23 protein-coding genes and 1 pseudogene are annotated in these 26,394 nt (G+C 69.4%); 13 read left to right on the top strand and 11 right to left on the bottom strand.

The features are described 5' to 3' along the window. The 4 genes and pseudogenes from CCN51_RS03220 to deoC all read right to left on the bottom strand — a co-directional run. A pseudogene (locus CCN51_RS03220) lies at nt 1-292 on the bottom strand (ATP-binding protein); the annotation flags it as partial. Between the two features lie 97 nt (nt 293-389). Beyond that, nucleotides 390-1,286 (bottom strand): aldehyde dehydrogenase family protein, encoded by an 897-nt coding sequence (locus CCN51_RS03225; RefSeq protein WP_014177230.1) that lies wholly within the window; start codon nt 1,284-1,286, stop codon nt 390-392. Then, complete coding sequence (locus tag CCN51_RS03230) at nt 1,279-2,760, bottom strand: aldehyde dehydrogenase family protein (protein ID WP_014177229.1); 1,482 nt, start codon at nt 2,758-2,760, stop codon at nt 1,279-1,281. Before CCN51_RS03230 ends, CCN51_RS03225 begins: the two co-directional genes overlap by 8 nt. A gap of 7 nt (nt 2,761-2,767) precedes the next feature. Continuing rightward, the gene (gene deoC / locus CCN51_RS03235; RefSeq protein WP_170061280.1) at nt 2,768-3,778 is read right to left on the bottom strand and encodes a deoxyribose-phosphate aldolase; all 1,011 of its coding nucleotides are present in this window, start codon (nt 3,776-3,778) and stop codon (nt 2,768-2,770) included. Nucleotides 3,779-3,881: 103 nt separating this feature from the next. Between deoC and CCN51_RS03240 the strand changes: the two genes are divergently transcribed. The 3 genes from CCN51_RS03240 to lspA all read left to right on the top strand — a co-directional run bounded on the left by CCN51_RS03240 (nt 3,882) and on the right by lspA (nt 5,950). Further along, nucleotides 3,882-4,505: a LysE family translocator gene (locus tag CCN51_RS03240; protein WP_014177227.1), complete on the top strand. Its 624-nt coding sequence runs from the start codon at nt 3,882-3,884 to the stop codon at nt 4,503-4,505. 126 nt (nt 4,506-4,631) lie between these two features. Beyond that, on the top strand, nt 4,632-5,333 hold the full coding sequence (locus tag CCN51_RS56935) for a PH domain-containing protein (protein WP_014177226.1): 702 nt from the start codon (nt 4,632-4,634) through the stop codon (nt 5,331-5,333). A 41-nt stretch (nt 5,334-5,374) separates the two neighbouring features. Next, nucleotides 5,375-5,950 carry a signal peptidase II gene (gene lspA / locus CCN51_RS56940; protein ID WP_014177225.1) on the top strand — a complete coding sequence of 192 codons (576 nt, stop codon included), beginning with the start codon at nt 5,375-5,377 and terminating at the stop codon, nt 5,948-5,950. A gap of 34 nt (nt 5,951-5,984) precedes the next feature. On the opposite strand, the gene CCN51_RS03250 is transcribed toward lspA, so the two are convergent. Beyond that, nucleotides 5,985-8,108, bottom strand: coding sequence for a tetratricopeptide repeat protein (locus tag CCN51_RS03250; protein ID WP_170061281.1), 2,124 nt, complete (start codon nt 8,106-8,108; stop codon nt 5,985-5,987). Nucleotides 8,109-8,432: 324 nt separating this feature from the next. Here CCN51_RS03250 and CCN51_RS03255 point away from each other — a divergent pair, with 324 nt between their 5' ends. Together CCN51_RS03255 and CCN51_RS03260 are read left to right on the top strand one after the other, a co-directional pair. Further along, on the top strand, nt 8,433-8,702 hold the full coding sequence (locus tag CCN51_RS03255) for a hypothetical protein (RefSeq protein ID WP_078610493.1): 270 nt from the start codon (nt 8,433-8,435) through the stop codon (nt 8,700-8,702). Continuing rightward, nucleotides 8,695-9,303: a DUF6879 family protein gene (locus tag CCN51_RS03260; protein WP_014177223.1), complete on the top strand. Its 609-nt coding sequence runs from the start codon at nt 8,695-8,697 to the stop codon at nt 9,301-9,303. The genes CCN51_RS03255 and CCN51_RS03260 overlap by 8 nt, the downstream gene beginning before the upstream one ends. A gap of 199 nt (nt 9,304-9,502) precedes the next feature. On the opposite strand, the gene CCN51_RS03265 is transcribed toward CCN51_RS03260, so the two are convergent. Beyond that, on the bottom strand, nt 9,503-10,033 hold the full coding sequence (locus CCN51_RS03265) for a SigE family RNA polymerase sigma factor (RefSeq protein ID WP_014177222.1): 531 nt from the start codon (nt 10,031-10,033) through the stop codon (nt 9,503-9,505). A 272-nt stretch (nt 10,034-10,305) separates the two neighbouring features. On the opposite strand from CCN51_RS03265, the gene CCN51_RS03270 reads away from it, so the two are divergent. Further along, entirely contained in the window at nt 10,306-13,983 is a 3,678-nt protein-coding gene (locus CCN51_RS03270; RefSeq protein WP_453057759.1) for an nSTAND1 domain-containing NTPase, read from the top strand. 26 nt (nt 13,984-14,009) lie between these two features. Here CCN51_RS03270 and CCN51_RS03275 read toward each other — a convergent pair whose 3' ends face one another. Next, complete coding sequence (locus tag CCN51_RS03275; RefSeq protein WP_014177220.1) at nt 14,010-14,336, bottom strand: hypothetical protein; 327 nt, start codon at nt 14,334-14,336, stop codon at nt 14,010-14,012. Nucleotides 14,337-14,589: 253 nt separating this feature from the next. Between CCN51_RS03275 and CCN51_RS03280 the strand changes: the two genes are divergently transcribed. From CCN51_RS03280 to CCN51_RS03295, 4 genes are all read left to right on the top strand, one after another. Beyond that, on the top strand, nt 14,590-15,420 hold the full coding sequence (locus tag CCN51_RS03280; RefSeq protein ID WP_014177219.1) for a helix-turn-helix domain-containing protein: 831 nt from the start codon (nt 14,590-14,592) through the stop codon (nt 15,418-15,420). Then, the gene (locus CCN51_RS03285) at nt 15,417-15,635 is read left to right on the top strand and encodes a DUF397 domain-containing protein (protein WP_014177218.1); all 219 of its coding nucleotides are present in this window, start codon (nt 15,417-15,419) and stop codon (nt 15,633-15,635) included. Before CCN51_RS03280 ends, CCN51_RS03285 begins: the two co-directional genes overlap by 4 nt. Further along, nucleotides 15,632-15,853 carry a DUF397 domain-containing protein gene (locus tag CCN51_RS03290; protein ID WP_014177217.1) on the top strand — a complete coding sequence of 74 codons (222 nt, stop codon included), beginning with the start codon at nt 15,632-15,634 and terminating at the stop codon, nt 15,851-15,853. Before CCN51_RS03285 ends, CCN51_RS03290 begins: the two co-directional genes overlap by 4 nt. Before the next feature lie 138 nt (nt 15,854-15,991). Beyond that, a complete protein-coding gene (locus CCN51_RS03295) occupies nt 15,992-17,878 on the top strand; it encodes a HEAT repeat domain-containing protein (protein ID WP_086859237.1) in 1,887 nt (628 codons plus the stop codon). A 75-nt stretch (nt 17,879-17,953) separates the two neighbouring features. On the opposite strand, the gene CCN51_RS03300 is transcribed toward CCN51_RS03295, so the two are convergent. Together CCN51_RS03300 and CCN51_RS03305 are read right to left on the bottom strand one after the other, a co-directional pair. After that, complete coding sequence (locus CCN51_RS03300; RefSeq protein WP_014177215.1) at nt 17,954-19,285, bottom strand: ankyrin repeat domain-containing protein; 1,332 nt, start codon at nt 19,283-19,285, stop codon at nt 17,954-17,956. A gap of 45 nt (nt 19,286-19,330) precedes the next feature. Next, the gene (locus CCN51_RS03305) at nt 19,331-20,047 is read right to left on the bottom strand and encodes a TetR/AcrR family transcriptional regulator (RefSeq protein ID WP_014177214.1); all 717 of its coding nucleotides are present in this window, start codon (nt 20,045-20,047) and stop codon (nt 19,331-19,333) included. Nucleotides 20,048-20,164: 117 nt separating this feature from the next. Between CCN51_RS03305 and CCN51_RS03310 the strand changes: the two genes are divergently transcribed. Both CCN51_RS03310 and CCN51_RS03315 read left to right on the top strand, forming a co-directional pair. Further along, nucleotides 20,165-21,397 carry an FAD-dependent monooxygenase gene (locus CCN51_RS03310; RefSeq protein WP_014177213.1) on the top strand — a complete coding sequence of 411 codons (1,233 nt, stop codon included), beginning with the start codon at nt 20,165-20,167 and terminating at the stop codon, nt 21,395-21,397. Then, nucleotides 21,394-22,371: a hypothetical protein gene (locus CCN51_RS03315; RefSeq protein WP_014177212.1), complete on the top strand. Its 978-nt coding sequence runs from the start codon at nt 21,394-21,396 to the stop codon at nt 22,369-22,371. The genes CCN51_RS03310 and CCN51_RS03315 overlap by 4 nt, the downstream gene beginning before the upstream one ends. A gap of 6 nt (nt 22,372-22,377) precedes the next feature. On the opposite strand, the gene CCN51_RS03320 is transcribed toward CCN51_RS03315, so the two are convergent. Further along, entirely contained in the window at nt 22,378-23,409 is a 1,032-nt protein-coding gene (locus CCN51_RS03320) for a saccharopine dehydrogenase family protein (RefSeq protein WP_014177211.1), read from the bottom strand. A 110-nt stretch (nt 23,410-23,519) separates the two neighbouring features. On the opposite strand from CCN51_RS03320, the gene CCN51_RS03325 reads away from it, so the two are divergent. Next, nucleotides 23,520-24,470, top strand: a complete 951-nt coding sequence (locus CCN51_RS03325) for a helix-turn-helix domain-containing protein (protein WP_014177210.1) — start codon at nt 23,520-23,522, stop codon at nt 24,468-24,470. A 19-nt stretch (nt 24,471-24,489) separates the two neighbouring features. On the opposite strand, the gene CCN51_RS03330 is transcribed toward CCN51_RS03325, so the two are convergent. Beyond that, a complete protein-coding gene (locus CCN51_RS03330; RefSeq protein WP_014177209.1) occupies nt 24,490-26,292 on the bottom strand; it encodes a phospho-sugar mutase in 1,803 nt (600 codons plus the stop codon). Nucleotides 26,293-26,394: the final 102 nt, after the last annotated feature.

Here is a 26,394-nt window from a genome sequence, read left to right on the forward strand (position 1 = left end):
CGGCGCCGACGCGGGCGCTGGTGGCGATGTCGTACACCGGCACCGTCGTACGGGATGTACGGCACAGCGCCTCGACCGCCGCGACCGCGGCGTCCGCGTCCCATGACAGCGGTGAGTCCCAGTCGGCGCCCGCCCCGCCCGGGAGCTGTGGCAGCGAGGGGTCGTCGCCCTCCTTGTAGAAGTCGTCCAGATTGAGCACGGGCAGGCCGGTACGGGCCGCCAGGGACGACTTTCCGGAGCCGGAGGGGCCGGACAGCAGGACGACGCGGGCGGGTATGGGAGGAATGGTCACGGGACACCAGTGTGAGGCATGGCGCCGCCGGAGGGACCCCTTAGGTCGTGTGGTGTTCCCCCGGCGGTCGCTTTGCGTCGACCGGCTGGCCGACCGGCTATACGCCCATGGGGTGCCACACCGTCTTCGTCTCCAGGAAGGCCAACAGCCGGGCCGTGCCCGGGTCGGCCGACCAATCCACAGGCTGTGGACGGAGAACGCGCTTGAGGTTGTCCGCGGCGGCCTCCTCCAGCGAGCGGGCCAACTCCGCGTCCGCGCCCGCGAGGTCGATCGCGTTGACGTCCTGGTGGGCGGCGAGCGGGGTGGCGATCTCGGCGGTGCGGCCGGAGAGGATGTTGACCACGCCGCCCGGGAGGTCGGAGGTGGCCAGGACCTCGCCGAGGGACAGGGCCGGGAGCGGGGTGCGTTCGCTCGCCACGACCACGGTCGTGTTGCCGGTGACGATCGCCGGGGCGATCACGGAGACCAGCCCGAGGAACGACGACTCCTGCGGCGCCAGCACGGCCACCACACCGGTCGGCTCGGGCGTGGAGAGGTTGAAGTACGGGCCCGCGACCGGGTTGGCGGCCCCGGCGATCTGGGCGACCTTGTCGGACCAGCCCGCGTACCAGACCCAGCGGTCGATCGCGGCGTCCACGACGGCGGCGGCCTTCGACTTGCCGAGCCCCTCCGCGTCGCCGACCTCCCGCGCGAACTGCCCGCGGCGGCCCTCCAGCATCTCCGCGACGCGGTACAGGATCTGGCCGCGGTTGTAGGCCGTGGCCCCCGACCAGCCGCCGAACGCCTTGCGGGCGGCGACGACCGCGTCGCGGGCGTCCTTGCGGGAGGAGAGCGGCGCGTTGGCGAGCCACCTGTCCTTACCCGCCGCGCCAGCGGCTGATGTCGCTGTGGTCACCTCGTACACCCGCCCGCTCTCGGACCGGGGGAACTTGCCCCCGACGAACAGCTTGTAGGTCTTGAGAACGCGCAGGCGCTCAGTGCGGTCATCAGACATCGAGGTACGCCTCCAGGCCGTGGCGGCCGCCCTCGCGACCGTAACCGGACTCCTTGTAGCCGCCGAACGGAGAGGCCGGGTCGAACTTGTTGAAGGTGTTGGACCACACCACGCCCGCGCGGAGCTTGCTCGCCATCCACAGGATGCGCGAGCCCTTCTCGGTCCAGATGCCGGCGGACAGCCCGTACGGGGTGTTGTTGGCCTTCGCGACCGCCTCTTCCGGGGTGCGGAAGGTGAGGACGGAGAGCACCGGGCCGAAGATCTCCTCGCGCGCGATGCGGTGCGCCTGGGTGACGCCGGTGAACAGGGTGGGCGCGAACCAGTAGCCGGAGGTGGGCAGCTCGCACTCCGGGGCCCAGCGCTCGGCGCCCTCCGCCTCTCCCGCGTCCGCGAGGGTACGGATCCGGGCCAGCTGCTCGGCCGAGTTGATCGCGCCGATGTCGGTGTTCTTGTCCAGCGGGTCGCCGACCCGGAGCGTGCGCATCCGGCGCTTGAGCGCGTCCAGCAGCTCGTCCTGGATCGACTCCTGGACGAGGAGGCGGGAGCCCGCGCAGCAGACGTGGCCCTGGTTGAAGAAGATGCCGCCCACGATGCCCTCGACGGCCTGGTCGATCGGCGCGTCGTCGAAGACGATGTTGGCTGCCTTGCCGCCCAGTTCGAGGGTGACCTTCTTCTCCGTACCGGCGACCGTACGGGCGATGGCCTTGCCGACCTCGGTGGAGCCGGTGAAGGCGACCTTGTCGATCCCGGGGTGGGCCACCAGCTCCGCGCCCGTGGAGCCGTCGCCCGTGATGATGTTGACGACGCCCTTGGGGAGTCCGGCCTGGCGGCAGACGTCCGCGAAGAACAGGGCGGACAGGGGGGTGGTCTCGGCGGGCTTGAGGACGACCGTGTTGCCCGCGGCGAGGGCGGGGGCGATCTTCCACGCGAGCATCAGGAGCGGGAAGTTCCAGGGGATGACCTGGCCCGCGACGCCGAGCGGGCGGGGGTTGTCGCCGTAGCCCGCGTACTTGAGCTTGTCGGCCCAGCCCGCGTAGTAGAAGAAGTGCGCGGCGACCAGAGGGAGGTCGGTATCGCGCGATTCGCGGATCGGCTTGCCGTTGTCCAGCGACTCCAGGACGGCCAGCTCGCGCGAGCGCTCCTGGATGATGCGGGCGATGCGGAAGAGGTACTTGGCGCGCTCGGCGCCGGGCAGCGCGGACCACTTCCCGAAGGCCTTACGGGCCGCCTTGACCGCGCGGTCCACGTCCTCGGCGCCCGCTTGGGCGACCTCGGACAGCGTCTCCTCGGAGGAGGGGGAGACGGTCTTGAAGACCTTGCCGTCGGCGGCCTCGGCGAACTCGCCGTCGATGAAGAGCCCGTACGACGGGGCGATCTCGACGACGGAGCGGGACTCGGGTGCGGGCGCGTACTCGAACGCGTTCGTGAGGGCTGGGTTGGTGATGGCTGGGTTCGTGATGGCTGGGTTCGTCATGGCAGTCTCAGTCCACCGTCACATAGTCGGGACCGGAGTACCGTCCGGTGCTCAGCTTCTGGCGCTGCATCAGCAGGTCGTTGAGGAGGCTGGAGGCGCCGAAGCGGAACCAGTCGGCCGTCAGCCAGTCCGCGCCCAGCGTCTCATTGACCAGCACCAGGTACTTGATGGCGTCCTTGGAGGTGCGGATGCCGCCCGCGGGCTTCACCCCGACCTGCACCCCGGTCGTGTCGCGGAAGTCGCGGACCGCCTCCAGCATGAGGAGGGTGACGGGGGGCGTCGCGTTGACCGCGACCTTGCCGGTGGAGGTCTTGATGAAGTCGGCGCCCGCGAGCATCGCCAGCCAGGAGGCGCGGCGCACATTGTCGTACGTCTGCAGCTCGCCGGTCTCGAAGATGACCTTGAGATGGGCGGCGGTGCCGCTGCCGTCCGCGCGTCGGCACGCCTCCTTGACCTGCCGGATCTCCTCGAAGACCTGGAGATAGCGCCCGGACAGGAAGGCGCCGCGGTCGATCACCATGTCGATCTCGTCGGCACCGGCGGCCACGGCCTCCCGGGTGTCGGCGAGCTTGACGGCGAGCGCCGCCCGCCCGGAGGGGAAGGCGGTCGCGACGGAGGCCACATGGACCTCGGACCCGCCCGCCTCGGCCAGGGCCTGCTTGGCGGTGGCCACCATGTCGGAGTAGACGCAGATCGCCGCGACCTTGGGGACGGAGCGGTCGGTCGGATCGGGGCTGACCCCCTTGGCGCACAGCGCCCGGACCTTGCCGGGGGTGTCCGCGCCCTCCAGGGTCGTCAGGTCGATCATGGAAATGGCCAGGTCGATGGCGTACGCCTTCGCCGTGGTCTTGATCGAGCGGGTGCCGAGCGCGGCGGCACGGGCCTGCAGGCCGACCGCGTCGACGCCCGGCAGGCCGTGCAGAAAGCGGCGCAGCGCGCCGTCGGTGGCGGTTACATCCGCCATCGACGCCAGTCGCTCGGCCGCCTCCGCGCCGTATGCGGGAACTGTGGTGGGCATGGTCACCAGGGGAGCATATCTACGCGCGTAGCCAAATGTCACCCCCGGGCGCTCGGCGGGAAAGGACTTGTGGGGCATCGACAGGCTTGGCGATGCTCCCTCAATGCTGACTTCCATTGTCGCGTTCATCGGCGCGGCTTTCCTGATCGCCATGGTTCCGGGGCCGAGCACGGTCGTGATCGTGCGCCGGGCGGTGGTGAACGGCCGGAGAACCGGCATGGCCACGGTGCTGGGCAATGAGTGCGGGGTGCTGCTGTGGGGCCTTGCCGCGGCACTCGGTCTCTCGGCCCTGCTGCTGGCCTCGCAGGTCGCCTACGACGTCATACGGATCGCCGGCGCCGCGGTGCTCGTCTGGATGGGAGCGCGTGCGCTGTGGCAGGCGCGGCGGGCCGGCGGGCCGGATGCGGAACCGGCGGAAACGGCCGAGGTGTCGTGCCGGCGGGCGTACTGGCAGGGACTGATCACCAACTTCGCCAATCCCAAGGCGGGCGTGTTCGCTGTCTCCTTCCTGCCGCAGTTCGTGCCGCAGGGAGCCCCCGTCCTGCTGACGTTGCTCGCCTTCTCGGTGATCTGGGCCGTGGTCGACCTGGTCTGGTACCTGCCGCTGGTCTGGCTGGCCGGGCGGATGGGGGGAGTGCTCCGGCGGCAGTCCGTCCGGCGCCGAATGGAACAGATCTCCGGGGCGGTCCTGGTCGGGCTCGGGTTGCGCCTGGCAGCCCAGTCCTAGGCCGTTCCCTTCGGGCGTGAGCTGGCGCGAGAACCCGTACATCGCGGGAACGCCCTGTGCCAAGGGTGCCAAGGGGCGTGAGGCCCTGCATATGGGCCGCCGCGCCGGTGCGGCAGAATCGGCCACATGACGAGCCCGGACGACTCCTCGCACGACTCCTCGCACGACTCCTCCACCCCGCGCGGGCCCAAGGGGTCCAAGAAGGGGACCGCTGACCAGGAGACCGAGTACGCGGACCGCGTCTACCGCTCCTCGGGCGGCATCGCGGGCGGCGTACTGCTGCTCGCGATCGGCGCCTGGCTGGGGATCGACGCCATGATCCGGGGCGAGGGACGGGCGCCATGGCTGGCGCTCGCCGGGCTGCTGTTCGCTGTGCCCCTGGTGATCGCCTTCACGGTGCGGCCCGCGGTGTTCGCCGGCCAGGACCGGCTGCGGGTGCGCAACCCCTTCCGTACGATCACCCTGCCCTGGGGCTCGGTGGAGGCGGTGCGCGCGGGCTACTCCAGCGAGGTGCTCGCGGGCGGCGCGAAGTACCAGATGTGGGCCATCCCGGTGTCGCTGCGGCAGCGCAAGCGGGCCACCCGGCGGCAGGCGCGGGCGGCGACCGACGACCCCTTCGGCCGTACGTCCGTCCGGGCCGCGGCGGACGCGGACCAGGAGCGGCGCGCCCAGGCCGACCGCTCCATCGACGAACTGCGCGGCCTCGCGGAGGCCCATGCCGCGCGGGAAAGCGCGCAGGGCGAGCCCGAGGTGCGCTGGGCGTTCGAGGTCATCGCGCCGGCGGTGGCGGGGGCGGTGCTGCTCGCGGTGGTGCTGGCGATCACCTGAGCGTCCGGAGTGGGACCGGGACGGCGGTGAGGAGGCTGAGCGTGACGAGAAGCGATGCGCCCAGGAGCGACACGCCCGCCGGGCGGCGGCGGGTGTGGCTGCTGTGGATGGTGGCCGGTATCGCGTACGCCATCGACCTGGGGAGCAAGCTGGCGGTGGTCGAGGGCCTTGAGGGGCAAGCCCCTGTCCCCGTGATCGGGACCTGGATGGAGCTGCGGGTGCAGCGCAACCCCGGCGCGGCGTTCGGCCTCGGTGAGGCGACGACCATCGTCTTCACGCTGATCGCAGCGGCCGTTGCCGTCGCCATTGTCCGGGTGTCGCGCCGGCTGACCAGTACGCCGTGGGCGCTCGCGCTGGGGCTGCTGCTGGGCGGGGCGCTCGGGAACCTGACAGACCGCCTCTTCCGTTCCCCCGGCAGCATGCGGGGCGCGGTGGTCGACTTCATCGCGGTCCGCGACTTCAGTGTGATGAACCTCGCCGACTGGGCGATCACGTGTGGGGGCGCCCTCGTGATCCTGCTGTCCTTCCGCGGGGAGGAACTGGGCCCCGCAAGCAGCTCATCCGACGCCAGGGGCGACAGCGGTCCGGCTCGACAGGGAGGGGGCGGCGCTTCATAGGTGATCGCCCATGAAGCACCGTGCCGATCGACCGCTATCGCCTCGCTCTGAACTGCCCCAGGAGTTCACGGCTTGCGACCGTGAAGGGATGGTCGAACCCCAGGCTACGTTCTCGTCTTGCCACGACATCAACCATCAAGTCGACTCCCGATTCTGTATATCCGAGTGCGAACTGGGTCCGGGCGAAGAGCTGTTGCGCTGCCAGTGCGATCGGGTAGTCGGGGCCGAAACGATCTTTATATGCCTGGCAGACCAGCTGTATCGCCTCGTCGGCGGCAGTGAACTGACCCAGCACATACAGTGCCCAAGCGTAATTATGTCGGGCGCCTAGAGTGACTGTGTGCTCGGGGCCAAGATGGAGATCACAGTCCGAAGGCAACGAAAGCAGTGTATCGCTATTGGCAGTCAGCTCATCGGCAGACAACATCGTGAGCAGGCTGGCACGGGAACGCAAAGTCAGTGGGTGCGCCGCCCCGAGTACTGCTTGGCGTCCCGTCACTACTGACTTCAGCAGCGTAAGGGCTTCCTCGCGCCTGCCGAGATTTGCGAGTACGAGTTGGAGGCCGTGGCTGGTATCGAGAGTGTCGGCGTCGTCATTCCCGAAAATGCGTTCCTGAGCCGCTCGTACGTTGCGCAGTAGCAGCTCGGCCTCGGTGTATCTACCCAGCCGGAAGAGCGCCCGGCCGGCCCTTGAACGTGTTGCCAGTACCAGCCGGTGTTCTGCTCCGAGGGACTGTTCCGTGAGGTTTGTCGCAGCATTGGCCGTCTCCCAGGCGGACATGTAGTCCCCGGTGCGGTGAAGAGCGATGGACAAGCGTTTGGCGACAGTCAACACGTCAGAAATGACCGATGGTTGTGAGGCATGCCCCAGCAGAGCAAGCGTGTGAGGGGCGAGTAGGCGTAACTGCGGATCGTACGGGCCGGCGTCGGGATGGGCGGGGACGGCCGCGTCAAGTAACCGGGCAGCCGTCGTATCGAGAGTGGGGAGTCTGTCACGAGGTGTGGAAGCGGCGACACTGTCGAGCAGTACACCGTGGCTCTGCGCACAACGAACGCCAACGTCGACCAGTTCGGTCAGTGAATGGTCCAACAGCACTCTCAACGCTGTTTCACACCGAGCACGAGGGAGAACACCACTGATTTCAGGCCGGTTCAACAGAGACAGTGGCAACGGCTCGGGAGCGAAGCGAGCCAGCAGCCTGAGAAGGGAAGCCGCCTCCGGAAGGCCGCGGGCTTCGAATGCATCGAGTGACAGTTGCCAGGTTCGACCGACCAGGTGCCGGGGGTCCGCGTCGGACAAGACGTCAGCTCCTTGATCTATGAGCTCGACCCACTCGCCATCGTCCAGGTGGCGCCCGTAGGCGTCCATCGTCCAAGGGTCGAGTACCTGGTGGGACAGGAAGCCACCGGCGAGCGTGAGCGCGAGCGGCAGCCGCCCCAGACGGTCTGCTATGGCAGCGGCCTGCTCCCTCGTGCCACTCTGCGGAGCAAGGTCGCACAGCACCTGGGCCGCGTCGTCGCGCGGTAGTACGCCGATGTGCTGCAACTCCGCACCGGGCCACCAGCGAGCGGCCGCACGACGAGTAGTGACCACGGTTGTACCTCGCGAACTGCTACGGAGCCAGCTGCCATCACGAAGGATCTCGGGGTCGTCTGCGTTATCGAGCACCAACAGCCAGGACTCACGGGAACGGTCGAGACAGTGCCACACGAGATCAGCCGCAGGCCGGAGCCCATTTCTGGCAGCCAGTAGTTCGCCGTCGCCGGCACCTTGGTCAGCTGCGACGGCCAGCATGCCGGCACGTAAGCTCGCACGGTCAGCAGCATTCACCCACAGACCGATCCGCCCGCTCTCCTCGGTGGCGAACTGGAAGAGGGCATAAGCCACGGCTGTCTTACCGCAGCCACCCATGCCATGGAGCACGTAGACCTCACCACCGCGCTCCCCTCCGACACTTGCCTGTAAGCGCTCCAACACCTCGGCGCGGTCGCGCAGAACCGTGGGCGCCCGACCAATCGCTGGACGACGAACAGAGTCCGGACCGCCCATTACGGCTCTTTGGGCCCCATAATAATGATGCTCATTGATGTGCTGGTCGCCTGCGGACTGGTAGACACGGCCGTCATCCTCAGCGTGGCCGTCCATGGTTGCGCTCATCGAACTGCAATTTGCCGGTACGGCTCGGCTGTGGAAATCCCCGCCCTGTGTGAAATGGGTGTTTGCATGACTCCCCCTGCGGCCGCCGAACAAAGGTCCGGCTTCGCGCTCATAGGTCAGATAAGATGGCCATGCCGTAATTGCGCGATGGCGCTTTGCGATCACATATCATTTCACTTCTGAGCCCACCCTACAAGGATCACCACTCGGTCGTATTGCCTTTGGCATATGCCTATTGACTTGAACTGTGTGCCATGCATGGTCAACCCGGTGTCGTAGCCGTATGGTTGCCCCAAATCTGGGCACAGTCAGGGAGTGATGGCTATGGCTAGGCCGTGGGAAGCCGACCCGTCGACGACCTTCAAGAGGCGTCTGGGTAAATCACCCCAAGAACTAGGGACGACGACGGATAATCCGGACTGCCCCGATATCTGGGAACTTGGTAATGGCGATGTGGCCATTATCGGAAGGGATCTCACGGACTCACTCGGCAAGTCCCTGCCTCCAGGAGTCTCCGTGGGAGCCGACGAGCGGCTGGTGGTAATCCCCAGGAGCATGATGATCGCGGCGAAGCCGGACATCCCCAGTGTTTGATTCGTTTCCGAGCGGCGCCTCCGAGCGCTTGATGCGTCCGGCGTATCATGAGGATTTTCGCCGCGTTTATGAAAGCGGCATCGGCTTTCTGAACAAACTGGAGCGCGGTCAGAACTTCAAGGAACGAGGCTTCTCGAGCTGGGAAGCCTTTGCTGCCGGAGAGTGGACTGAAGCGCTATCCCTTATCGAGGAGAAACGCGAAGTATACGCCAAGCAATTCCGGAAGGCTTCCGAGCTCAACGTCACGGAGCGCCGTCTTCGGGTTGTGGAGTTCCCTGTCACTCCCTACGTGCAGTGGGAGCTGTTCGTGCTCCGCCTGCGCGTTGAGTTGGGCGATAAAATCAAAGTCGCCGATGCCCGTAAGATCGTGGATATCGAAGAGCGGCGTCCTGTCCCCGAAGTTGTGATTCTTGGGGATGTGGCCATGTATGAAGTTGTGTATGACGACGACGGAAATGCGGCAGGGGCCAAGCGGTATGCGAATCCAGAGCTGATCAAAGAAACATCGGTCGGCTTCAATGCTCTTTACGGGCGCGCCGAGTCCTTTTTTGATTTCTTCGACCGGGAAATCTCCCCTCTGCCGCCTCCCGTTGTTAACTAAGGGCTTGCAGGGAATCGACGCGTTGCTTCTCGTCCCGGTTGGCGGGCCCAGGCCGACTGGCCCATCGACGAGTTGCGCGGGCTCGCAGAGACGCACGCCGCGCGGGAGGACGCGCAGGGCGTCCCCGAGGTGCGCCGGGCGTTCGAGGTCATCGCGCCTGCGGTGGCGGTGCCGCCCTGATGCGCCCGGAATGTCGACGTCACGGCCCCGATGCTGAAGCAGGGGCGAGGTCGCGACGCTCCAGCTCCTCGCGGAGCCGGGCGAGTGTGCGATGCAGCGTGCTTTTGACCGTTCCGGCCGACACGCCGAGGGCAACGGCCGTCTCCTCGATGGACATCTGTTCCCAAAGTCGCAGAAGAATGACGATGCGCTGCTTCGGGGTGAGCACCTTCATGACGTCCATCAGCATGGCTCGGTCCGCGTGCTGCGCCGTGAAATCCTCGACGCTCGTGTCCGGCAGCTGCTCGGTGGGGAGCTCCTCCAGCTTCCTGGCCCGCCACCATTCCGTGCGAGTGTTGATCATGACGCGGCGCAGATAGGCGTCGGCGAGCTGCTTGTCCGCTATACCGTCCCAACGGTCGTACGTTCGCGCGAGCGCTGTCTGCAGAAGGTCCTGGGCGTCAAGCGGGTCGTGGACCAGGCGCCGGGCAGTGCGCAGCAGCGCGTCGTGCCGCCTTCGTACGTATTCCTCGAATTCCAGTGGCTCACCAAGGTGCGCGCGTACGTTCATGCCGGGTTCCTTTCGAGCGTGCATGTCCAGGGAGGGGCTGCGCAGCGAACAAGTGGCGCGGCGCCGCACTGTGTTCGCTGCGTGGGACGGAGCCGCCAGTGCGAGTTGCGTCTTCGAGTTCACCGGGGCCGGAATTGTTCGGCACCCCCTACCGCCGCACCGAAAAATGGGGCCGGCGTCGTGGCAGGTGACGTGCTTGCCGCCGCATGGGCCGGTGCGTAGCTTGGCGGGCTGTCGGTTACGTGGTGGTGGGCGTCAAGGGGGGACAGCCAGTGGCAGGTCGTCGTGAGAGGCCGCTGGATCCGGCTGCCGGGCCGGTGCAGAGGTTCGCATTCGAGTTACGCAAACTGCGCCAGGAGGCGGGCGCGCCCACCTACCGGGCGATGGCAGTGAACACGGGTTACGGCGTGACCACGTTGTCCCGGGCGGCGGCAGGGGAGCAACTGCCGACCCTCCCGGTGGTGCTGGCGTACGTGAAGGCTTGCGGCGGCGACTCCGAGGAGTGGGAGGAACGCTGGCGGCGGGCTGCGGCGGATGAAGCCGCCGAGCCGCGTGCCGACGACGATGCCGAGCCTCCGTACCGGGGTCTGGCCCGCTTCGAGCCCGATGACGCGGCCTTGTTCTTCGGCCGCGACCAGCTCATCGATGACCTGCTGCGCCTGACCGCCCACCATCGGATCACGGCGGTGGTCGGCGCCTCCGGCAGCGGAAAGTCCTCCCTGCTGCGCGCCGGTCTCATCCCGCGGCTGCGTACCACCGAAGGCCCCGACATGCGCCCGGCCGCCCTGCGGGTCATCACCCCTGGTGCCCATCCCCTGCGCGACCATGAGCAGCGGCTGGTGCCGAAGGAGGGCGGAGAGGGGGACACGTGGCTGGTCGTGGACCAGATGGAGGAGCTCTACACCCTCTGCACCGACCCGGCGGAACGCACCGCGTTCATCGACCGCCTCCTGACCGCCGCCGCCCCCGAGAGTCGTCTGCGGGTGCTGATCGCCGTACGGGCCGACTTCTTCGGGCACCTGGCCGGCCACCGACCTCTCGCCGACGCACTGCGCGAGGCCACCCTTCTGGTCCCGCCGATGAATCGCGGGGAACTCCGCGAGGCTGTCGTCAAACCCGCCCAGGCCGCGGGCCTCATTGTCGAACGCACCCTGACCGCCCACATCCTCGACGAAGTCGACGGCGAACCCGGCGCCCTGCCCCTGATGTCCCACGCCCTCCTGGAAACCTGGCACCGCCGCAAAGGCCGCGCCCTCACCCTCACCGCGTACGAAGCGGCCGGCGGCGTGCACGGCGCCATTGCCCAGACAGCCGAAGACCTGTACACCCACCTCACCCCCGACCAGGCTTCCTGCGCCCGGCGGATCCTGCTGCGCCTGATCACCCCAGGAGACGGCGCGCAGGACACCCGGCGGCCCGCGCCCCGGGAGGAACTGGAGACCGACACCTCCCCCGCCACCGCTGAGGTGCTGGAGCGGCTGGTGAAGGCTCGATTGGTCATCCTCGACGGCCACACGGTGCACCTCGCCCACGAAGCCCTGATCGCTGCCTGGCCCCGGCTACGCAAGTGGATCGACGAAGACCGCGACCGCCTGCGGCTCCACCGCCAGCTCACCGACGCCGCCCACGCCTGGCAGGACCTCGGCCGCGACCCCGGCGCGCTCTACCGCGGCACCCGACTCGCCACCGCCGAGGAAACCTTCCCCATCGCTGGTTCCGGCAGCGACCTCACCCCGCTGGAAAGCGACTTCCTTACCAGCAGCTCCACCGTCCGCCACCGCGAGGAAGCAGCAGCCGCCCGCACCACCCGACGCCTGCGTCAGTTCGCCACCACCGTCTCGGTCCTGCTCGTGCTCGCTCTCACCGCCGGGCTGATCGCCTGGCAGCAATACCGGACCAGCGAACAGCAACGACACCAGGCGCTCACCGCCCAACGGATCGCGCTCTCACGGCAGCTGGCGGCGCAGTCGGCCGGCCTCATGGACTCCAACCCTGACCTGGCTTCGCTCTTGGCGGTCGAGGCATACCGGACCAGTCCGACGAAGGAGGCCAGCGCCGACCTTTTCGCTGCTGCAGCTCTTCCCCTCAATCGACGTCTGACCGGGCACACCGACGCCGTGGGATCGGTGAAGTTCAGTCCTGACGGCCGCACTTTGGCCAGCATCGGGGAGGGTGGGAAGGTCCGGTTGTGGGACGTGGCGACGGGTAGGCGGCGCACCATTGTGACTGGCCACAGCGACGACGTCGCGGATTCGGTGGCGTTCAGTCCTGACGGCCGTACGCTGGCCACCGGCGGCGCCGACACAAAAGTGCACTTGTGGAACGTCGTGACAGGCAAGCTGCGCGCTACTCTCACTGGCCACAGCGATTTCGTGAGGTCGGTGGCGTTCAGCCCAGATGGCCGCACCGTGGCCAGCGGCAGCGACGACAAAACCGTCCGGCTGTGGAACGTGGCGACCGGCGAGCTCCGCACCACCCTCACCGGCCACAACTTTGTGGATTCGGTGGCGTTCAGTCCTGACGGCCGCACTCTGGCCGGCGGAGGGGAGGGGAAGATCCGGTTATGGGAAGTGGCCACTGGCGAGCTGCGCGCCACTCTCACTGGCCACAGCGATTTCGTGGGGTCGGTGGCGTTCAGTCCGGATGGCCGTACTCTGGCCGGCGGTGGAGAGAGGAAGATCCGGTTGTGGGATGTGGCGACCGGCAAGCAGCGCATCACCCTAACCGGCCACACTGAGCCCGTGGATTCGGTGGCGTTCAGTCCGGATGGCCGCACCCTGGCCAGCGGCAGCCAGGACACGACAGTCCGGCTGTGGAACGTGGCGACCGGCGAGCTCCGCACCACCCTCACCGGTCACAGCGACTTCGTGAATTCGGTGGCGTTCAGCCCCGACGGCCGGACCCTGGCCAGCGGCAGCAGTGACAAGACCGTGCGGCTGTGGAAGGTGGCGATCAGCAGACTCCGCACCACTCTCACCGGCCACACTGAGCCCGTGGATTCGGTGGCGTTCAGCCCCGACGGTCGCACCCTGGCCAGCGGCAGCAACGACAAAACCGTGCGGCTGTGGAACGTGGCGACCGGCAAGCCGCGCACCGCCCTCACTGGCCACGCTGAGGTCCAGGGGTCGGTGGCGTTCAGTCCAGACGGCCACACCCTGGCCAGCGGAGGGGAGGGGAAGATCCAGCTATGGAACGTGACGACCGGCAAGCTGCGGACCACCCTCACCGGCCACTACGACGGCGCGATTTCGGTGGCGTTCAGTCCTGACGGCCGCACCCTCGCCAGCGGCAGCAACGATGAACACGTCCGGCTGTGGGATGTGGCGACCGGCAAGCTGCGCACCACCCTCACTGGCCACACTGACGCCGTGTGGTCGGTGGCGTTCAGTCCGGATGGCCGCACCCTGGCCAGTGGTGGAGCGGAGGGGAAGATCTGGCTGTGGGATGTGGCGACTGGCGAGCTGCGGACCACCCTCACCGGCCACACTGACGCCGTGGGGTCGGTGGCGTTCAGTCCCGATGGCCGCACCCTGGCCAGCGGCAGCGAGGACACGACAGTCAGGCTGTGGGACGTGGCGACCGGCAAGCTGCGCACCACCCTCACCGGGCAAACCGACATGGTGAGTTCGGTGGCGTTCAGCCCCGACGGTCGTACGCTGGCCAGCGGCGGCAATGACAAACACGTCCGGCTGTGGGATGTGGCGACTGGCGAGCTGCGCGCCACCCTGACCGGACACACCAACGCCGTGGGGTCGGTGGCGTTCAGCCCCGATGGCCGCACTCTGGCCAGCGGCAGCGACGACCGAACAGTCCGGCTATGGGATGGTGACCTTCCTGACCCGGCTTCTTCCATCAGGAAGATTTGCCAAGCAGTCCACAGGTCCTTCACCTCAAGCGAACGGTCCGTGTACCTCGCGGATCAACCCTCTGACCCAGTGTGCCGATCATGAGGGGCGAACCTTGGTTCGCCAGCAGGTCATGACGACTCCCCGGTGTCCCCGGCGGGGCCGTCATCGCCGTACGCGGGCAGGCGCAGGCCCCTGCTCTCGGCCACGCGCAGCACATCGCGCAGCGCCTCGCACAGTCGGTTCGCCAGGAACCGGAGTTCCCCGGCATCCGCCTTGCGGTCGGTGAGCAGCACCCGGGCGTGGCCGAGAAGCTGTGTGCCCATGGACAGTTGCAGTGCCTCGATCTCGTCCGCGCGTCGGCTCAGGCGGCTGTCGCCGTCGTCCGCCGCCAGATAGCACGGCTTGCCGTCCGGGCTGGTCCAGGGCAGCAGGCGCAGGCTGGTCGTCGCGTTCATTCGGTCGCCTCCGCATCGGGGATTCGGGAGGCGAAAAGGGCACTCACGTATGCGAATGCGCAACGGCTAGGGTCGAACACGTCATCAGCTCCTCTATGGCTACGGCTGGTGGCCACGCCCCCGGACGGTCGCGCGTCGCGGGGGTCCTGTGGCGGGCCTTGTTTACTGTTTGTAGTGCAAGCGTGGCTGTCGGTGCGTACTCTCGGCAGTGGTTGGACTCCCAGCCGCACCTTGGGAGTTAGGAGTTGCGCACATGGCTGCGCGGAAACGCGAACTGACACCCGAACGAAGCGTCCGCCATCTCTTCGGCGCCGAGCTGCGCCGACACCGCGAAGCGGCGGGGATGAGCCTGGATCAGCTCGCCGAAGTGGTGAACTCGAGCCGCAGTCACCTGGGTCGGATCGAGCTCGCGGAGTACATGATCCCTCCCGAACTCCCCGCTCAGCTCGACGCGGCGTTCGGCACGGACGGGATCTTCGTGAAGCTGTACGCGCTGGCCCGGCGCGAGGTGCACCCGGACAAGTACCGGCGACGCATGGAGCTGGAGACGCGTGCGCAGGCCATCGCCTGCTACGCCGGGCAGCTCGTGCCCGGTCTGTTGCAGACGGAGGACTACGCACGGGAGCTTTTCCGGGTCAGCAATCCCGAGGCGACGGCAGAGGAAATAGAAGAGAAGGTGGCGGCTCGGATGAGTCGGCAGGCTCTGCTGCGGGGCAGCCCAGCGCCTCATCTGTCGGTGGTCCTGGACGAGGCGTCCGTGCGGCGGCCGATCGGCGAGTCGGTGGTCATGCGTGCCCAACTGGCCCGCTTGGCCGAGTTGGTGGACACTCCCGCCACCGTGATTCAGCTGCTGCCGTTCGAGCACGGTGGGCATGCGCTTATGGGCGGCACGCTGAATCTGCTGACGCTGGACGACGGTACGACCGTCGCCTACGAGGAGAGCATCGCTACGGGTGAACTCCTAGAGGACAGGGAGAGGGTGGTGAGGCGTATGCGGTCGTACGATCTGCTCAGGGCATACGCCTTGTCGCCGACCCAGACGGCGGCATTCATCCGTTCCGTCACGGAGGCATTGACGCCATGAGTGGCACCCCGGATCTCTCCCGTGTGGAGTGGGTCAAGTCCAGCTACAGCAACGGTGATGGCGGTGATTGTGTCGAGTGGGCGCCCGCGTACGCGTCCGCCGGTCAGGTCCCCGTTCGTGACAGCAAGGCGTCTTACGGCCCTGCCCTGGTCTTCCCGGCAGGGGCGTGGTCGGAGTTCGTCTCCGCTGTTAAGGGTGGGAAGTTCACGCCATGAGTGGCACCCCGGACTTCTCCCGTGCGGAGTGGGTCAAGTCCAGCTACAGCAATGGCGACGGCGGTTCATGTGTCGAGTGGGCACCCGCGTGCGCGTCCGCCGGTGCCGTCCCCGTCCGCGACAGCAAGGACCCGCACGGCCCCGCCCTGGTCTTCCCGGCGGCGGCCTGGTCGTCCTTCGTCTCAACCGTCAAGGGCGGCGGATTTTTCGCTGCCTGATCCGGTCAACGGCACCAGAGTGCGGCCCTCGCCGTCCGGCGGGGGCCGCTGCGCTGCCCGGCGGACCTCCGCTCGTTGCCCAACTCCGGTGTGTCCACGCATCGTTGCGATGTCTCACCCGGATGTTTGGATGTCGGCGTGAACATCGAAGACGTGGACTGGGCGTCGCTGAAGCACGCGTACGGCGCGGCCACCGACGTTCCCGGGATTCTGGGTGCGCTGCGGTCGGCCGATGCCGAAGACCGTAACGGTGCGTTTTATGACATGTACGGGAGCCTGTGCCATCAGGGGTCGGTGTACGAGGCGACGGCCGCGGCGGTTCCGTTCCTCGTCGACATCCTCCTGGAGCCCGGATATCCGGATCGTCAGGATCTGCTGTCGTTCCTGGGCGATGTGTGCCACGGCGGCGACACAGGGCACGCCGCTGCGCTGGCGGCGATGGCCATGCAGGTGCCGCGGCTGACGCCCCTGCTGCGGGACGGCGACTCGGGGGTGCGCTTTCGGGTGCTGTGGGCCCTGTCGTCGGCCGAACTCCGGGAGGCTGCCGACGATGTGGCGCGGCTGACAGCCGATCCGGAGCCGTCCGTGCGTGCGGGCGCGTGGCTGGCGCTGGGCGAGATGGACGCGGGGCGGCTGTCGGCCGACCGCGGCGAGGCGGACCGCGGCGAGGCCGACGGCGCGGTGCGGCTGGCATGGGCGCTGGCCCGCGCGCCGCGCGGTGGGGCGGAGGTGGCGGACACGCTCACCGGCCTGCTGTGTGACGGGGAGAGCCTGACGCAGCTGCACGAGTGGACCCGCGCGCTGACACGGGACAGTCCGTTGGCTCGCTGCGAGTCTCTGCTGGCTTCCGGCGAGGCGTCCCCGGAACTGCTCGACGCGGTGTGCGCCCTCCTGGTCTCGGAGACGGACGAGGACCGGGCGATGTCGCTGTACGAGATGCTGCTGGCGGCGACGTTCGGGCCGCAGGCCCGGGAGTCCTTGCCGACTCCCTTCACGCGCGGCGACCTTGATCCGCGGCAGCGCCGGGTATTGGCGGCCATCGCCGCCAGCGACGCGGCCTGGGCACTGGGCAATCTGTGGCTGACCTTGAGCGACCATGGCATCGAGGCGTCCTTTGATCGGGGGGAGTTCGCCGACGCCTTCGGCGACGCTACCGGCGAGGACAAAAGGGCGCTCATTCTGCGTCCCCGGCAGGTGCCGGCCGCGGTGGACGCGGCGCATGCGGTGGGTCGGGAGGAGTGGCTGGACACTCCGTTCGTCTTCCTCAACCGGTGGACCAAGGGCATTGAATCCGCGATTCCGGAGGACCCGGACGACTTCCCGCCCGAGGTCATGTCCGCTGCCCGAGTGATCGCCCAGCCACTGATGGCCCTGGTGGTGCGGCACCAGCTTGTGGGGAGCTACTCGTGGGCCTTCTACCCGCAACTGGACGGTGCGGCAGCTGCCGAGACGGTGTTCGCGGAGCTGGGCTATACCGTCCTTCCGCCTGATCTGACGCGCATCGATGACGAGCCCGCGCCGGTGGCGTCGGGCGGGGACGATCAGCGGGAGGCGGGGGAAGAAGAGGGTGCCGGGGAAGGAGAGGATGCCGGGGCGCGGCAGCGGGCGTGTGTCCCCTTCACCGAGTTGACCCCGGCCCTGCGGGCCGACCTGGACGCGTTCGTCGAGTGTCTGGCGGAGGGCGGCTGGTCCGAAGTCCGCCAGTCGTACGCGTTTGCCAAGCGCATGGCGGACGGGGGTGGTTCGGTGGGCGTGACTCCGCTCGCGCTCGGTCGCCGTTTCGGAACTGCCCTCCATGCCGAGGTTGGTTTCCATGTGGAACGCGCCGTCGACGGCGATGACGCCGGCCTGGTGGCGTATCTCGGCCTGGTCCTGGACGAGCAGGGTGGAGAAACCTACGGGGCAAGGCTGGCCTGGCATGGCGCCAGGCCGCTGTTCGCCGCGCTCGCGGGCATCGATATCAGCGGTTCGGCCGTGGACGCGTTGGCACCGCTGACCGAACTGGCCTGTTTCTCCCGGCTGTGAGCAATGCCGGCGTGTTTGTGGTGAGAACAGGACGGCGACACGCCGACATCACGGCGTGTCGCCGTTTGTCCTCGGTCAGATGCCGCCCTCGGCGGCGGCCTCGCGCAGCCTTCGCACCACCGGCTCGTAATTGGCGTGGCCGTTTTTCACCCACTCCTCGGCACACTCCAGCGCGGTGCCGCCTTGGTATGACGTGTCGCGGACACCGTGGCGGAGGAGCACATCGACGAGTGCGAGAAGTATCTCGCCGGGCACCTCGCGCTCGTAGTACCCGGTGAAGTGGAGCAGCGCGTGCAAGGCCGGGCCGTCCTGAGCCCGTAGCCACGGCCGCTGGGCCGCCACCTCGGCGTCCTCGGGATGGACCCCCGACTCCAGGAGGAACCGAACTTCGTTGACGCGTGTTTCGAGGGCGCGTCGGCCGTCGCTGTACGGCAGGACGGCCAGGAGGCGGCCGAAGTCCGGATCCGTGAGCCGGACACTCCGCGCTCCCTTGCTGACGAAGGAGCGGATCGTCTCCTCGGGGTAGGGCTGGGTGGCGATCGCCAGGTCGAGCAGCGTCGAGCCGTCGCGGTTCTGCGCGTTGATGGGGGCCCCGGCCTCGATGAGTGCGTGCAGGACGGCCAGGTGGTCGGCGTCCTCGATTCGCTCCGCGCCGGCCGTGACCCGCTCGCTGTCGTCGAGTGACGCGAATTGAGGGGCGTTGTTGTAGGTGGCCTGGAGCCCGGGATCGGCTCCTGCCGCGAGGAGCGCCTCCACGGTGGACAGCCGGCGGTGGGCCACGGCGATGTGGAGTGCGCTCATGCCGCGCTCGTCCAGCGCGTCGATGTGGGCGCCCTCGCTCAGGGCCTCGGAGACGGCGTCGGCGTCACCGGCCTCGGCGGCGTCCATGAGCGCGCGGTCGGCGTCTTCGGGGTCGCCGACCGGCTGGAGTTCGAGGATGCCGTAATCGGCTTCCTGGTTGGGCGGGACCGCGGTGCTGAGGAAGACGAAACGGGCACCCGCGAACCAGCCCGCGCCCGCGCTCGTGTCCACGTCGATGGCGCCGTCGTAGCCCATGAGCAGGCACGCGAGAGCGCGGTGCGTCGGTGAGTGGATGCCGTCCAGCCGCTGGAGGTCGGCCTCCCGCATGTCGTCCTCGCCGGGCGGATCCCCCACCTCGTCGAGCACGGCGGACGCCAGGATGTCCAACGCGTCGTACATGGACGTGGCCTCGCCCAGCCCCGCGAGGATCGAGCACTCCGGGGATTCCTCGTCGTCGAGCCCGTCGAAGAGGTCGAGTGGCAGCGGGGCGCCGTCTTCGTAGGCGTAGAGGTTGGCCACGGACACGTAGCGCCTGCCGCAGAGTTCGGGCCGACGCTGGTCGGCTTCCGCCTCCCTGAGGCAGTGCAGTACGTCGTTGAGATCCATGGCCGCGATTGTCTACGACGGTCAGTGCTCGCGTGCCCTGTCCGGTCAGTGCTCGCGCTGGTCGATGAGCACGGCCAGACCGTCCAGGATGCGCTGCAGGCCGAACTCCCATGCCTGGTCCCGCCCGCCGGTCTGCTCCGCCGAGGCGAAGGCGGCGGCCAGGGCGGGGAAACGCTCGCCCTGAGCCCGCATCAGGTCGGCCAGGATGCCGCTCAGCTCCGCCTCGGGGGTGCCCGCCGGGCCTGCCGCCCGGGCCTGCTGGGTGATGCCGCGTACATGGCCGACCAGCAGGACGACCGCGTCCATGCGCTCGGCGCCGCCGAGCCCCGTACCGTCCAGCGCGGAGACCGCGCGCTCCATCCAGCCCAGCTCCGCGGGGCCCATGACCCTCGGTCCGATGGTGGCGTCCAGTGTCCATGGGTGCCGCTGAAAGGCGGCGAACAGACAGCGGGCCCAGTCCGCCAACTGCCCTCGCCAGCCGGAGGGCTGTGGGTCCTGCGCCGGGTACGGGCCGATCGCGGCCTCCACCATGAGCGCGACCAGCTCCGCCTTGCCCGGGACATATCGGTACAGCGCCATTTTGGTGACGCCCAGTTGCGCGGCGACCCGCTGCATGGAGACACCGGCCAGCCCTTCCGCGTCGGCGATCTCGATGCCGGCCCGTGCGATGCGGTCCAGGTCGAGTGTCGGCCGGGGGCCGCGTGACGGCTTGGTGTGGGGGCCCCACAGCAGCCGCACCGTCTCGGCGTGGTTGTCGCCCATGTCCGTCGCCCTTCCAGCCTCGGCATCTTGGCGTGCCAAATAACTGCGTCTATGGTACACAGTAATTAATCGTGTCCATCGGACACAGTTAACGCGGTTATCAGGGGTGGAGAAACCATGAACCGGAACGTCCTCATCTCCGGCGCGAGCATCGCCGGTCCGGCGCTGGCCTATTGGCTGGGGCGCCACGGCTTCAACCCGACGGTCGTCGAGCTGGCCCCGGCCCTGCGCGGCGGCGGCCAGGCCGTCGACTTCCGGGGCGATACGCACCTGACCGTCCTGGAGCGCATGGGCCTGCTGCCCGAACTGCGCGCGATGCAGACCGGCGGCTCCCCGATGAGCTTCGTCGACGAAGGCGGCCGGACCTTGCTGCACCTGCCCGCGGAGTTCGCCGGCGGCGCCATCGAGGTGCTCCGCGGCGACCTGGCCCAGCTGCTGTACGAGCGCGGCCTGGACCACACCGAGTACCTCTTCGGCGACTCGATCACCGGCCTCACCGAGACCTCCTCCGGCGTACGCGTCGACTTCCGGCACGGTGCCTCGCGCGAGTTCGACCTGGTGATCGGCGCGGACGGGCTGCACTCCAACGTCCGGCGCCTCGCGTTCGGCCCCGAGGAGGACTATGTAAGCCACCTCGGCTACTACGCCGCCACCTGGCAGCTCGCCAACGAGCGCGGGTGGGGGCGGGGCTCGGTCGGCTACAACGCGCCGGGGCGGCTCGCGTCCGTCGGGGCCGACCACCGGGACCCGGCGCGGGCCGGGGCGTTCTTCGTCTTCGCCGCGCCCGGGCTGTCGTACGACCGCCACGACCCCGAGCAGCAGAAGCGTCTGATCGCCGACGCCTTCTCCGGACTCGGCTGGGAGGTGCCCCGCCTGCTCGATTCGCTGCGCCGCGCCCCTGAGCTGTACTTCGACTCGATCAGCCGGGCGGACGTGGACACCTGGTCACGGGGCCGGGTGTGCCTGGTGGGCGACGCCGCGTGCGGGGCCACCATCGGGGGGATGGGCACCGGGACCGCCATGGTGGCCGCCTATGTGCTGGCGGGCGAGCTTGCGCGGGCCGGAGGCGACCATCGAGCGGCCTTCGCGCGCTACGAGGACAGGCTCCGGAAGTACGCCAAGGGCTGCCAGACCGGCGGCGACCGCACCGGGAAGTTCCTCGCGCCCGGTACCGCGACCGGCCTGCGCTTCCGCAACGGCCTGCTGTCCAAGCCCGTCTTCCTGAACTGGATGCTCAGGCTGGGGGAGAAGGTCAGCAGCGATGTGGCCCTGCCCGACTATGCCGCCGAGCCGCGTCGCCCGAACCCAGGGCCGGGCGTATCGGAGGACGTTGTTACGTTCCCCGTATGACGGAGCATCTGGAAGATCTCATCGGCCGGGCCATCGCCGCAGGCGACGCTGGTGCCCCCGAGCTCGAAGAGCTGGCGAGCAGCGCCCCGGAGAGCCTGGCGCCTCATCTGCTCCGGCTCCTCGCCGCGGGCGTGGTGTATCCGGCCGCGCTGTACCGCGCGGCCGACGATGCGACACAGCGCGGTCTCGTCGCGGAGGCCGACGCGGGCGGCAAGGGCGCGCTCCACCTGAACCACCTGCTGACAGCCCTGGCCCAGACGCGGGGCCCGGTCGCCGAGGAGGCCTTCAGGCGGTGGCGCGACCAGCCGCCGCCCGGCGCCGACAAGCTCTTCCTCGGGCCCGCCGAGTACATGACGGAGGGTGGCTGGACGCTGGAGGGGGACCGGGCGCGGGAGCTGTGCGGGCCCGTCGCCCACCACCTGGTGGCCGAAGAGCCGGAAGGGGATCGGGAAGGGGATCGGGAAGGGGATGAGGACGGGGCCGGCGCCGCAGCCCCGCAGGGGCGCTGCCAGGGATGCGGCGCCGCGCTGTGGACCGCGCTGGACCTGGACACGGCCGACGAGCGCGTCGCCGGGGCGCTGGCGCACGCGGGCTGGTCGGGGCGGCTGCGGCTGGTCCTCTGTTACGGGTGCGCCGTCGATGATGCCGACCCGGTGTTCCTCGGCGTCGGGCCGGACGGGACCTCCCGTCTTTCGGACCCACCCGAGCCCGGTACGGGCCTCCCGGCGGCCGAGGCGCCCACCGAGCGCCTGGTCCCCGGCCACCCGTCGGGCCCCTACCCCGACGGCTCGGCGATCGGCGGCCGGCCGGTGTGGATGGACGACGCCGAGTACCCGCAGTGTCCGGCGTGCGGGAAGCTCATGGCGTACATCGCCCAGATCGATATGCAGGACATCAGTCACATGGCCGGCTACCACACGTTCTTCCTGGACGCCGGGTGCGGCCTGGCGGCGATGGTCTCGCAGCCCGAATGACGTGCGCTACCGACGTACTTCGAGGGAGAGATGCGCGGACAGCGCGCGGAGGAAGTCGGGCGCGTCGAAGATCTCGCCGGCGGAGGCGACCCCGGCTGTCCTGGTCCGTCCCGTGAGGATGCGGTGGACCGCCTCCACCGCGAGCGGCGCGGTGATGGCGTAGATGTCCTGGCCCCGCGCCACGGCGCGCCGTTCGGCGCCCCCGTTGCGTACGACGACATCGACGAGGAAGGTCTGCGCGGACCGCCCCCGCTCGTCGGCCGCCGTCGGCGCCGGGGTGTCCGGGGCCGACAGGTCCCTGGCCGCCTCGACCGCCATGTAGGTGCGTACGTCGGGGATGGACAGATGGCTGGGGATGGTGACGACGTCGGCCATCGTGAACTCCCCGATGACGGCCCGGGGGCCCATCGGATCGGGGAAGGGCCACTTCAGGGTGGGCAGTTCGTCGTCGTGGTACTCCAACCGTCCGTTCGCGTAACGGACGTGCCGACCGCCCCGCCGCTGCCGGGAGACCGCGCCCGCGGTGCGCGTCCCGGCGGTGGGGTGCCAACTGCTCAGCCCGTACGCGATATGCGCCTCGTCGGCCGACGTCCAGTCGCCCATCGCGGCGGTGGCCAGCAGATCGCCGAGGCCGCCGTAGAAGGCCATGGCGGGGACGATCGCCGTTCCCGCGGCGCGGGCGCGGTCCGTGAAGTGCGCGAACGTATCGGCGTTGGCCTCGATCTCGGCCGCCACATCCACATACGGGATCCCGGCGCGCAGCGCCGCCTCGATCACAGGGGCGGCCGTCGTGGCGAAGGGCCCGGCACAGTTGATCACGGCCGCGGCACCGGCCAGGGCGCGGTCGAGCGAGGCCGGGTCGTCGACCGACGCCGGGCGGGCGGCCAGGCCGGATTCGGATTCCGCCAGCACCTTCAGCTTGTCGGCGTCGCGCCCCGACAGGACCGGGACGAAGCCGCGATCCCGCAGCTGTGCCACCACAAAGCGCCCGGTGTGCCCGTACGCGCCGAACACCGCTACCTTGAGCCCCGATCCCATGGGTTCCCCCTCGTGTTCACATGATCTGCTGTGGTCTGTCACGGACATCCTGACGAAGGCGGGGGTCCCATACGAGTGTCCGGAACGACATGACCCATACAATTCCGGACGTGGACACTGTCGCACTGGCCGTCACCGACGGAATGCTGAACTTCGAACTGTCCATGGCGTACGAGGTCTTCGCCGCCGATATGACCGGCGTGGCCGACCCCTGGTACGACGTCGCCGTCTGCGGACCGCGCGCCGTGCGGCTCGGCCGGTTCCGGCTGGAGCCCGACCACGGCCTCGACCAACTGCCGCGCGCCGACACCGTGATCGTCCCGGGCTGGGCCGACGTCGACGAGGACCCGCCCGCCGACCTGGTCGACGCGGTGCGCGCGGCCCACGAGGCGGGCGCACGCGTGGCCTCCCTGTGCACGGGCGCGTTCGTGCTGGCCGCCGCCGGTCTGCTGGACGGGCTGCGGGCGACCACGCACTGGGCGCACACCGACGTCCTGGCCGCCCGCTATCCCCGGGTGGAGGTGGACCCGGACGTGCTCTACGTGGACGGCGGCAGGGTGCTCACCTCCGCCGGCAAGGCCGCCGCCATGGACCTGTGCCTGCACCTCGTCCGCCTCGACCACGGCTCGTCGATCGCCAACACGGTCGCCCGCCGCCTGGTCGTGCCGCCGCACCGGGACGGCGGCCAGGCCCAGTTCGTCACCACCCCGGTCCCTGCCCCGGACAACCACCCGCTGGCCGAGCTGTTCCCCTGGGTGATGGAACGGCTGGACCAGCCGCTGACCGTGGAGGACCTGGCCCGCCGGGCGCGGATGAGCTCGCGCCATCTGGGCCGCCACTTCAGGGCGGTGACCGGCACCACCCCGCTGCAGTGGCTGCTGACCCAGCGGATCCGCCACGCCCAGGAGTTGCTGGAGACGACCGGCGACAGTGTCGACGCCATCGCGGCGGCCACCGGCATGGGCACCGCCACGACGCTGCGCCGACACTTCAACCGGACGGTCGGCGTGCCCCCGGACACCTACCGCCGCACCTTCCGCTCCCGGACCGGGCCGGCCTGATCGGCGCGTCGGCCGTGCCTCAGATGCCCGCCGCCTCCGCGAGATCCGCCTTGATCGCCGACAGGACCTGCTCCGCCGTCGCACGCGCAGTCGCCAGCGCGTCCGCCCCGGGGACGTCGACCACCACCTCCAGATAGCACTTGATCTTGGGCTCGGTGCCGCTGGGGCGGACGATCACCCGGGCCGACTGGACCGTGCTCCCCGGGCTGCTGCCGATGCGGCCGGAGAGGCGGTAGCGCAGCCCGTCCGTCGGGGGCAGCGTCGCTGTACCGCGCGACAGGTCCTCGCTGGAGGACACGGCGAGGCCCGCGAGTTCGGTGGGCGGCTGTTCGCGCAGCCGCTTCATGGCCTGACCGATCAGGGACAGGTCCTCGACACGTACGGACAGCTGGTCGGTGGCGTGCAGCCCGTGCTCGATCGCGATGTCGTCGAGCAGATCGGCGAGCGTACGGCCCTGCTCCTTGAGCTCGGCCGTCAGCTCGGCGACGAGCAGGGCGGCCGTGATGCCGTCCTTGTCGCGTACGCCGCCGGGGTCGACGCAGTAGCCCAGCGCCTCCTCGTAGGCGTAGCGCAGCCCGTCGACCCTGGCCAGCCATTTGAAGCCGGTCAGCGTCTCGGCGTACGGGAGCTCAGCGGCGCCCGCGATCCGGGACAGGAGGGAGGACGAGACGATCGAGGTCGCGAACGTGCCGCGGGCGCTCTTGTGGATGAGGTGCGTCGCGAGGAGCGCGCCGACCTCGTCACCCCGGAGCATGCGCCAGGCGGTCGCGGCGGGAGCGGCGTCGGGGGCCGTGGGGTCGGGGGCCGGTACGGCCACCGCGCAGCGGTCGGCGTCCGGGTCGTTCGCGATGATGATGTCCGCGCCCCCGGGGCCGAGGCGGCGAGCGGTCGCGAACGCCAGGTCCATCGCGCCCGGCTCCTCCGGGTTGGGGAACGCGACGGTCGGGAACGCCGGATCCGGCTCGGCCTGCTCGGCGACCACCGTGGGGGCCGGGAAGCCCGCCCGTGCGAAGGCCGCGGTGACCGTCTCGCCGCCGACGCCGTGCATGGGGGTGTAGACGACGCGTACGTCCCGGGGGGAGGAGTGGGAGAGGACGGCGTCCGTACGGGCGAGATAGGCGTCCAGGACGTCGTCGCCAAGGGTCTCCCAGCCGGAGTCCGGGCGGGGCACGTCGGCCAGGGCGCCGATCGCGGCGATCTCGGCGGCGATGTCGACGTCGGCGGGCGGCACGATCTGGGAGCCGTCGCCGAGATAGACCTTGTAGCCGTTGTCGCGGGGCGGGTTGTGGCTCGCGGTGACCTCCACCCCGGCGACCGCGCCGAGGTGGCGGATGGCGAACGCGAGGACGGGGGTGGGGAGCGGACGCGGCAGCAGAGCGGCCCGGAAGCCCGCGCCGGTCATGACGGCCGCGGTGTCGCGGGCGAAGTCGGCGCTCTTGTAGCGGGCGTCGTAGCCGATGACGACGAGGCCGGGCCGCTCACCGGGGGCGGTGTGCTCGCCGGGGGCGGTGTGCTCGGTGGGGGCGGTGTGCTCGGTGGAGCCCGCCTGCTTGGTGAGGTACGCCGCGAGACCGGCGGCGGCGCGGATGACCACGGCGCGGTTCATACGCATGGGCCCGGCGCCCAGCTCGCCCCGGAGGCCTGCGGTGCCGAACTGCAGGGTGCCGGAGAACCGCTCGGCGAGCTGATCGAGCGCCTGGGGCTCGCCCGCCTCGGCCGCCTCCAGCAGCTCGGCCAGCTCGTCGCGGGTCTCGGGGTCGGGATCCTCGGCCATCCAGGTACTGGCCTCGGAGATGAGTTCGGACTCTGGGGTGGGCGCCATGGGCGGCCTCCTGGTGTGGCTCTGTGTGGCTCTGGGGGGGTGGCTGAGTTGGGCGTGTGTCTGGATTCTGGGCGGGGTCTGGTTCTGGGCGGAATCCGGGGT

The sequence above is a fragment of the Streptomyces milbemycinicus genome (assembly GCF_002154605.1).
Classification (GTDB): Bacteria; Actinomycetota; Actinomycetes; order Streptomycetales; family Streptomycetaceae; genus Streptomyces; species Streptomyces milbemycinicus.